At 62.5% G+C, this 8140-nt stretch carries 10 protein-coding genes; all 10 read right to left on the reverse strand.

All coding sequences use genetic code 11. The annotated features are described in order from the left end of the window. Positions 1-24: 24 nt before the first annotated feature. Entirely contained in the window at positions 25-732 is a 708-nt protein-coding gene (locus tag Q1K70_RS17505; RefSeq protein ID WP_300162317.1) for a type IV secretion system protein, read from the reverse strand. Beyond that, positions 716-1897, reverse strand: coding sequence for a P-type conjugative transfer protein TrbL (trbL, locus tag Q1K70_RS17510; RefSeq protein ID WP_300162320.1), 1182 nt, complete (start codon positions 1895-1897; stop codon positions 716-718). The genes Q1K70_RS17505 and trbL overlap by 17 nt, the downstream gene beginning before the upstream one ends. A gap of 17 nt (positions 1898-1914) precedes the next feature. Continuing rightward, positions 1915-2736, reverse strand: coding sequence for a P-type conjugative transfer protein TrbJ (gene trbJ / locus Q1K70_RS17515; RefSeq protein ID WP_300162322.1), 822 nt, complete (start codon positions 2734-2736; stop codon positions 1915-1917). A gap of 2 nt (positions 2737-2738) precedes the next feature. Then, a complete protein-coding gene (locus Q1K70_RS17520; RefSeq protein ID WP_300162328.1) occupies positions 2739-5150 on the reverse strand; it encodes a conjugal transfer protein TrbE in 2412 nt (803 codons plus the stop codon). Then, positions 5150-5425, reverse strand: a complete 276-nt coding sequence (gene trbD, locus Q1K70_RS17525) for a conjugal transfer protein TrbD (RefSeq protein WP_300162331.1) — start codon at positions 5423-5425, stop codon at positions 5150-5152. The genes Q1K70_RS17520 and trbD overlap by 1 nt, the downstream gene beginning before the upstream one ends. A gap of 14 nt (positions 5426-5439) precedes the next feature. Beyond that, positions 5440-5754 (reverse strand): TrbC/VirB2 family protein, encoded by a 315-nt coding sequence (locus Q1K70_RS17530; RefSeq protein ID WP_300162334.1) that lies wholly within the window; start codon positions 5752-5754, stop codon positions 5440-5442. Beyond that, complete coding sequence (gene trbB, locus Q1K70_RS17535; RefSeq protein ID WP_300162337.1) at positions 5748-6680, reverse strand: P-type conjugative transfer ATPase TrbB; 933 nt, start codon at positions 6678-6680, stop codon at positions 5748-5750. Before trbB ends, Q1K70_RS17530 begins: the two co-directional genes overlap by 7 nt. Before the next feature lie 2 nt (positions 6681-6682). Beyond that, entirely contained in the window at positions 6683-7120 is a 438-nt protein-coding gene (locus Q1K70_RS17540) for a hypothetical protein (RefSeq protein ID WP_300162340.1), read from the reverse strand. Between the two features lie 9 nt (positions 7121-7129). Continuing rightward, positions 7130-7855 (reverse strand): conjugal transfer protein TraL, encoded by a 726-nt coding sequence (locus Q1K70_RS17545; RefSeq protein ID WP_300162343.1) that lies wholly within the window; start codon positions 7853-7855, stop codon positions 7130-7132. A gap of 12 nt (positions 7856-7867) precedes the next feature. After that, a partial coding sequence (locus tag Q1K70_RS17550) for a TraK family protein (protein WP_300162346.1) occupies positions 7868-8140 on the reverse strand: 273 nt, incomplete at its 5' end.

The raw sequence follows: 8140 nt of genomic DNA on the forward strand, positions 1-8140 counted from the left end.
CCGTTTTACCTCCTTCTCCTGCGGTTATTTGTCCGAACCGCCACTGAGCACCCTGGAAAACGACAGACCGGTGATGGCGATGCCGCCGGGGTTTTGCATCACCTGGGCATCTGTGGCCGGCGGCTGGAGCTGCACGGTCAAGGTGGCCTCGAAGGTCTGGGGATCGACAAGCACGGCCCCGGTGTGGCCGCGCACGGTTTCGGTCCATTCCACCCGCCAGGAGTCCTGGCTGACCGGCAGCGGCAAGCCTTTGATGGAAACCTGGACCAGCTTGCCTTCCTTGGCCCGATCAAAGGGATTGTTGGTCGCGTACCACTGCCGCATCTGGCCCTTGGCCGAACCGGCCATGAAGTAGGACAGGCGCTCGACCATCTTTTTTTGTAGGTCCAGGTCAGCGGTCACGGTGCGCCAGTTCATGATCACGTTGGCCAGTTCCGCCTGGATCAGGCGCTTGGGGGCCGGCGAAGCAAGATCGGCCCGAGAGACGGCAGCGGCCTGGCCGATCCGGTCCACCTCAACGATGTAGGGCACCACTTTGTACTGGGCGGCCATGATCACATTGGCGGCGACGGAGCCGGCGGCAAGTAGCAGGCAGAAGACGGCCATGAGACGCCACTGGGCCGCCCGCTTGATGTAGTTGCCGTAGCGCTCCAGCCATTCTTCCCGCCCGCTCAGGTAGGGATTCTGGCCTGGAGTGGTGGTAACGGCCTGGGTGTTATTCCCCCTTGGCATCGGCACCTTCCTCCCGCATGGCGTTTTCCATCTTCTTGGCCTGAAGCCGGGATTCCATCTTGCTGCGCAGGCGCAGCGCATGGCTGGCCCGGGGGTGTTCGGCCCGGGTTTGCTGGTGGGCGCTGTACAGGCTTTGGGCCATGTGGCCGACCTTGCCCAAGCCCGTGGCCCCGCTTTCCGTGGCCAGTTGCGAGGCCGCCCGAACGCTTTTGAGTCCCATGGAAGCCCCGGCAGCGGTCGCCACCGAGCCGGCGGCAAAGCCGACCGCGCCGCCGAGCACCGCCCCGGCCGTGGCGGCCAGGGCATGGCCGCCCGTGACGTGGGAACCGTTAATGATGCCGGCGCAGACATCCGGGATGGTCTTGACCAGAGCCAAGAGCACCACGGAAACGCCGATGACCACGAAGATGTCCTGGAGGGTGGCTTCGGAAAGCTCCATGTCGGTGATAAACGTCATGCCCAGGCCGAGCAGCAGTTGCAGGACAAAGAGCTTGAAGGCGACGGCCAGGGCGTAGCGCATGACGTTGACGGCGTATTCCTTGAAGAGTGAGGAGCCACCAAGGCCAAGCAGGATGACGCTGGCATTCATGGCCACCATGGCCTCGCATTTGATCAGCAGTATCTGGGCGGTCATAAGCGCAAAGCAGATGAGGACCACCAGTGCGGCCACGATGTAGCCAATGGATTCGGCCGGCGAGGTGATGGAAACCTTGTCCAGGATGACCTGCACGAGGGTGAGGCCCGTGCGCAGCGGCGCGTCCGACGAGGTTTGGGCCGTGCCCAGGGAATCGGCCGTGGAGGCCAACCCCCGGATGAGGTTCCAGGACCATTCCGCATAGTTGTTGATCACAGCGGCGATGAACCCGGCAAATAAAAGCGTCATGACGAACTGGCTCAGGATGTCCGGGAGCTGGGAGCGCTGCAGGGCCATGCGGATGCCGAAGAGCGCGATTTCGAGCATCACGGTCCAGCGGAACAAGGCGAAGGCGAAAGACTTGAGCGTGCCCGACCAGGCGGAGGTCTTGGTGTAGAACTCCTGGGCAATCTGCGAGATGGCGTCCGGCGATGGCCCGGCGGCCAGCGCACTTGCCGGCAGGGCCAGAACAAGCAACGCCAGGGTGACCATGGCAAAGAAGCTCAAGTGGTGATGGGACGTATTGGCCATGACCGTGCCTCGGTGCCTCAGAACGGATCGGCCTTGGGACTTTTGCCGCTGATCCCTTGGAGCTTGTCGGTCTTGGTCATCTCCTGCCACCAGGTGGAGCGCAGCTCGTCCTGCTTTTCCGCCTTCATCCGATCTTGGATGTCCGCCTGGGTGGACGTGACAAGCAGGGTGCGCAGCTCCCGGGCCTCCTTGAGCTGCAGGGCCGCCAACTCGTTGGCCGACTCCAGGGCCTGCATCTGGCCGTCGGGGGTGCTGAGGAGATCGCCAATGTGGCTGTCGAAGTCGTCGGCATTGTTCATAAGGTCATCGAGCTGTTCGCCGGTGACCTGAAACGCGGCCTTGGACGCCCGTTGCGTCTCCGAAGACCACTCCTCCAGCTTGGACTGATACTGGGCGTTGACGGTCCGCGTCGTGCCGGTGCCGGCCTTGGCGATGCCTTTGAGAAAATCCGAATCCCCATAGATTTCCGTGAAGATGCTGCCCATGGCCGCTATGTCGCCGGCCTGGGTCTGGAGACTCTTGGTCAGGCTAGCCAGCTGCTTGAAGGTGCCGGTGACCTTGTTGATGAGCTGGGCCGGAAGCTTGACGGTATTTTGCACCATGTTCTGGTACTGTTTGACCTGATTGGCGACCATCTCGATTTGTTCGATGGTCTGGGTGACCGCCTCCTGGTACTGGGAAACCAGGGTTTCCAGTTGCGACAGATTGGTGACCCGCTCCAGGGCCTGGGTGAACATCTCACTGCAATTGGTGCAGTAGACGACCAGGGTATTTCCGGGAGAAACGGTGGCGAACACGAGCAACAGGGCAAGGCCGCACGACATGAGAGTTCTTTTCATGGTCAAGCCGCTCCTTTTTCCTGCAGCCAGAACCGAGGCCAGTCCTGGCCGTGGAGACCGCAAAGTTCCTTGATCCGGGAGATGCTGTCCCTGTCCGAGGCACCGACGAAGGCGAGCCCCTTTTTCTGCAAGGCAAGCTGGATGAGCCGACGCCCCGAAGGGGCCATCACGTAGTAGTCCCGCTTGGGCGTGGCCGTGGCCACGATTTCGATCTGACGGGCATTGCAGCCCATGCCGGTGTAGAGTTCCCGCTGCCCGTCCTGCCTGGCCGTGAGATTGGGTAGGAGGATCTTGGTGGGGCAGGATTCGACGAGCACGTCCATGATGCCCGAGCGCACCGCGTCGGATAGACTTTGGGTGGCCAGGACCACGGCACAGTTGGCCTTGCGCATGACCTTCAGCCACTCACGCACCTTTTCCCGAAAGACCGGATGTCCGAGCATGATCCAGGCTTCATCGAGAATGAGCAGCGCCGACTGCCCAGCCAGCGCCGTCTCGATGCGGTGGAAGAGATAGAGGAGCACCGGGATGAGGTTCTTGTCTCCGAGCTGCATCAGCTCCTCGATCTCGAAGACCATGAAAGAGGCGATGTCCAAGGAATCCGAAGAAGCATCCAGCAGATGCCCCATGGCCCCGGCCTTGGTGTAGTGGGTCAACGCCTCTTTCAGCTCCTGATTCTGGACCACGAGCCAGAAGTCGGTCAGCGAACGCATGGTCGGCGGGTTTTCCCGCAAGGCGTTCATGGCCGTGTGGATGGCGTTACGATGAACCGGCAAAACGCGAAGGCCCTGCAGCTCCGCCAGATCGGCCACCCAGCCTTCGGCCCAGCTTTGTTCCGTTTCGGAAATGTCGATGCGCTGGAGAGGGGCAAAAGCGAGTGCGGCGCGGCCGATCTCGAAATGGCTGCCGCCGGCGGCCTGGCACAGCGGGAAAAGACTCATGCCCTTGTCAAAGGCGAAAATCCGGGCATCCGGGTAGCGGCGAAACTGGGCGGCAATGAGCGCCAGGAGCGTGGATTTGCCCGAACCCGTGGGACCGAAAATGAGGGTATGGCCGAGGTCGCCTTCATGAAGATTGAACCGAAAAGGCGTCGATCCGTCGGTGGTGCAGACCATAAGCGGCGGTGAGTCCGGCGGGTAGAACGGACAGGGGCAGTAGCCCCGCCCCGACCAGATGCTGGCCAGGGGAAGCAGATCGGCGAGATTGAGCGTGTTGACCAGGGGACGCCGCAGGTTGGCAAACCCGTTGCCGGGGTGGGTGCCGAGCCAGGCCTCTAAGGCGTTGATGGATTCGATGCGACAGCCAAAGCCCAGGGTCTGGATGACCCGGCGCAGCTCACGTGCCCAGTCGTGCAGCGGCTCCGGGGATTCGTGCAGAAGCACGATGCAGGAAGTGAGGTAGCCCGCGCCGACGTACCCGGATTGCACCTCCACCAGGGCTTCCTCGGCGTCTTCGGCCATGAGCTGGGCGTCACGGTTGGCTCTGGCGCTCGGGTTGTTGAAGAACTGGTCGAAGAACCGGAACACCTGCTGCTGCCACGTCTTGCGGTAGACCGTGATCTCTTTGGCCGCGTCGAGCTGGTCTAGGCAGATGAAGCGCGTGGAAAAGCGATACGGCAGTTGCAGGCCGTCGAGGCTGGCCAACATGGCCGGCCAGCTTTCCTGGGGCAGCCCGTCGATACTGAGAACGGCGATGTGCTTTGTCCCGATGCGCGGGGCCAGGCCGCCGACCAGATCTTCCCCACCAAGGAGCGCATCCAGGTACATGGGCGTTCGCGGTACCCGGATGGGGTGTTCCTCGCCGGTCAGGCATTGCTGGAGATGCGAAAGGAGCGGTGAATACCGGACGGGCTGTCCATCCTCTTCGGTGTCGTCGAACTCCACCAGCCGCTCCAGGCGCAACACCGCCGACAGGGCATCTTCCAACTCCAGCAAGGCCTGCTCGAAAAACCGCAGGCTTTTCATCAGAAGATTGCGTCGCCCGGCCCCGTGTTCGGCGGCTCCGGCCAACTTGGCCGCTTGCAGGTTCGGCTTGTAGCTGACCGTGAGCACGGTCCTGGTGCTGTAGCAGGCATCGCCGCTGAAAAACTGGCGGCGTTCCTCGTCGATGAGCCGGGTCACCGGATCGGGAAAGTGGCTGTCCTCGGGGCGGGCGTAGGTGCGCTCCCGGCTTCGCAAAGCGTCCACGTGGAACATCCAACCGGTGCCGAGCAGTTTGACCGCGCCACTCACTTGGGCGGACACGAAGGCCAGTTCTTCCGGTGTGCTGGAGGCCGTGTCCTGCCCCCGGAATTCCCAGGCGGCAAGCAGGCTCCCGTCCTTGCACAGCACCACCCCGGGGGCGATCAAGGCCGCATACGGCAAAAGGTCGGGCAACCCCTTGGCCCTGGATCGATAGTCCCGCAGCCGCAGCATCAGGTTCTCCAGGCGCCGGCCCGGGCCGTGTAGAAAAGCTGCTGCTTGATGTGTTTGAGCCAGACCTTGCTCATGATCGGATCGGCCTTGGCCATGCGCCGCAGGACAAAGACGGCCGTGACCCAGAAGGCAAACCCGGTCACCACGGACAGAAGACTCAAGCCCCCGATGCCGACTAGCAGGGCAATGAGCCCGCAGGTCAGCACCAGTTCCCGCTCGGCCCCCATGACATGGCTGTGCCGGTGCAGGGATTGGTGGATGGTCAGGGTGCGCATGGCGGCTCGCGTCCTCAGATCACCGCGCCAGAGAACGAGAACACGCTGTCCACGATGCTGGTGGCGAAGGCGATAAACGAGATGCCGAAGACCACGCCGAGAAGCAGCTTGAAGCCGCCGGTCAGGTCGTCGCGGTTGAAGATGTAGAGGACGCCGCAAAGGGCCATGGCCACGATGGACACCCAGCGACCGGCCGGGCCGGTGACGGTCTGGACCACCTTTTCAAGGGGGCTGGAGAATTCGGAAATGCCGCCCGAGGCCTGGGCCAGTTCCGGCAGAACCAGAACAAGCGCCACCAGGAGGAGATACCGCAAGGCAGGTTTCAGCATAGGTGCTCCAGATCGTAGCTGCGGGTTAGGGGATCAAAGCCTTTGACCGTTACGATGTCGGAGACGCGGCGACCGCCCGGGGCGCGCTCGATGAAGCAGATCATGTCCACGGCCTCGGCGATGAGCGCCGGCATGGGGACCGGGGTTGCCTCGGCAATGAGCTGCTCCAGGCGAAGGAGCCCGGCGGCGGCGCTGCCGGCATGGACCGTGGCCACGCCCCCTGGGTGTCCGGTGTTCCAGGCCTTGAGGAGATCCAGGGCGGAACCGTCGCGCACCTCGCCGACCAGGATGCGTGTCGGCCGGTAGCGCATGGACACCTTGACCAGACGCTGGATGGGCACACCGTCCGAGCTGCGCATGAACACGGTATTCTCGCTGGCCGACTGGAGTTCGGCCGTATCCTCGATGACGATCAGCCGGTCCGTCGGACAAAGTTGGGAAATTCCGTCGATGAGGGCGTTGACGAAGGTCGTCTTGCCCGAGCCCGTGCCGCCGACCACCAGGATGTTGCGCCGGGTTTCGATGGTCTGGGCGAGGATGCTCGCGGCTGGCGACGGCAGGATGCCGGAAGCCACATAGTCATCCAGGGTGAAGACCCGGCTGGCCCGCTTGCGGATGGTAAAGGACGGTCCCGAGACGATGGGCGGCATGAGCCCCTCGAAGCGACTGCCGTCAAGGGGCAGCTCCCCTTCCACGATGGGGCGATCCGCCGTGACCGTGGTTTCCAGGGCGCTGGCTACCAGGGAGATGATGAGCCGGCTTTGGGCCGGGGGCAGCTTCCCGCACAAGGCCATGTCCTGGCCGAGCTTTTCGATCCACAGCGTCTGGTCCGGATTGACCATGATTTCGATCACGTCAGGATCATGAAGCGCCGCCATGATGGTCGGCCCGAGATTGTGTGTGAGGCTTGCCTGCAACCTGTCCATGGCTACCCTCGCGCCCGCAGGACGAACACGGCTACGTTGACGAGGGCGGAGACAGCCACAATGGCCGCAAGCCAAGTGAGATTTTGGCGAAAAGTCGTCAGGGCTGCGATGTGCCCCTGGAGGATAGTCCGGATGTTTTCCACCGAAGCGGCGGAGAGATCCTTGGCCAGCCCCTTGGTGGCCGAAAGAACGCCGGACACGTAGCCGTCCGTCTTCTCGGCCAGCATGGCGGTCAGGGCCTTGTTGTGGCGGTCGAGGAGCTTTTCGTATTCGGCCAAAAAGGCGTTTTGCAGCGTGACCAGCATGAGCACCGGATCATCCGGATCGACCACGGTCGCGTGCTTTTGGGCGAGCAGCGTCCGGACGCTTTCCAGGTCCAGGCCGATGCCGTCAGGGATGGCGGGCTGAGTGTCGGCGTCGTGCGGGTGCTGCTCGCTCATGGCCGATCCTCAGCAAAGCCGGGCCTGGTCCATTTCGGCCACGGCATCCCGCCAGAAGCTGGAGAGGCGCTGCCTGACCATGATCGAAAGCTCGGAGTTCACGGCCTCGGTGAAGGTCTGGCGTCTGGCGAAAAGCTCTTCCAAATCCCGGCCGAAGGTCATCTGCTTACGGTGCGGCAGGGAAATGACGGCATGGAAGCTGGAGGCGCATTCCGCGTAAATCTTGAATTCCTCGAAACGCTTCCCGTCGAGGGTGATGTCGCCGAAATAACGGTTGAGCCAGACCACGATGGCCGTGATCGGAAAATGGGCGACCAGGGATTTGAGGCCAGACAAAGTGTCCAGGATGGCTTGTCCGCCAGTCACCACGGTATGAAGCATGACGGAATGGCCGTGCTCTTCAAGGACTTCGAGGGCCTGGTTTTCCAGCAGATAGGACCCAAGGGGCACGAAGGAGGACGCCCCGTTGTCCACCACCACATGGGCTTCGGCAGGCAACTCGATGACCGCGTCCATAAGTTGGTCGAAACGGCGGGGATCGATGTCGTCGCCGCTCATGATGTCCAGCGCTACGGCGTCCAGCGCCTCATACCCGGCGAGGGTGGCATTGATTGGGTCGGTGTCGAAGCAGTGCACCTCAAGGTTTCTGCCTTGCAGGTATTGCGCAAGCAGCGAAGCGATCAGGGATTTCCCGACGCCGCCCTTGCCCTGGAGGATGAAGTGAATCGTGGCCATGGGTTGCGCCTCCTAGATCATTTCGCCGCTGGAGGGGGTCTTGTTGACGGAAAAGCTCTGCTGCCGGGAAGCGTTCTGTCTGCAAGAAGTCGGGGCATAGACCGAAGTCGGCTGGGTGTCTTCGTGTTCATGCCGCTCTCTGACCGCCTTGAGAAAACGGGTCATGTGATAACAAAACGTCGCATAGGACATGGTGACTTTGCCCTTCTGGACCAGGGAGGCATGGATTTTTTTGTAGTCGTACCCCTGCTCGTGCAGGGCATCGATCGTATCCCGGCAGGCAAT

It is taken from the genome of Solidesulfovibrio sp. (genome assembly GCF_029978005.1).
Classification (GTDB): Bacteria; Desulfobacterota; Desulfovibrionia; order Desulfovibrionales; family Desulfovibrionaceae; genus Solidesulfovibrio.

Excerpts from the sequence above, each read along its gene's own strand:
- Q1K70_RS17505 (WP_300162317.1), bottom strand. The coding sequence starts at position 732 with ATGCCAAGGGGGAATAACACCCAGGCCGTTACCACCACTCCAGGCCAG.
- trbL (WP_300162320.1), bottom strand. The coding sequence starts at position 1,897 with ATGGCCAATACGTCCCATCACCACTTGAGCTTCTTTGCCATGGTCACC.
- trbJ (WP_300162322.1), bottom strand. The coding sequence starts at position 2,736 with ATGAAAAGAACTCTCATGTCGTGCGGCCTTGCCCTGTTGCTCGTGTTC.
- Q1K70_RS17520 (WP_300162328.1), bottom strand. The coding sequence starts at position 5,150 with ATGCTGCGGCTGCGGGACTATCGATCCAGGGCCAAGGGGTTGCCCGAC.
- trbD (WP_300162331.1), bottom strand. The coding sequence starts at position 5,425 with ATGCGCACCCTGACCATCCACCAATCCCTGCACCGGCACAGCCATGTC.
- Q1K70_RS17530 (WP_300162334.1), bottom strand. The coding sequence starts at position 5,754 with ATGCTGAAACCTGCCTTGCGGTATCTCCTCCTGGTGGCGCTTGTTCTG.
- trbB (WP_300162337.1), bottom strand. The coding sequence starts at position 6,680 with ATGGACAGGTTGCAGGCAAGCCTCACACACAATCTCGGGCCGACCATC.
- Q1K70_RS17540 (WP_300162340.1), bottom strand. The coding sequence starts at position 7,120 with ATGAGCGAGCAGCACCCGCACGACGCCGACACTCAGCCCGCCATCCCT.
- Q1K70_RS17545 (WP_300162343.1), bottom strand. The coding sequence starts at position 7,855 with ATGGCCACGATTCACTTCATCCTCCAGGGCAAGGGCGGCGTCGGGAAA.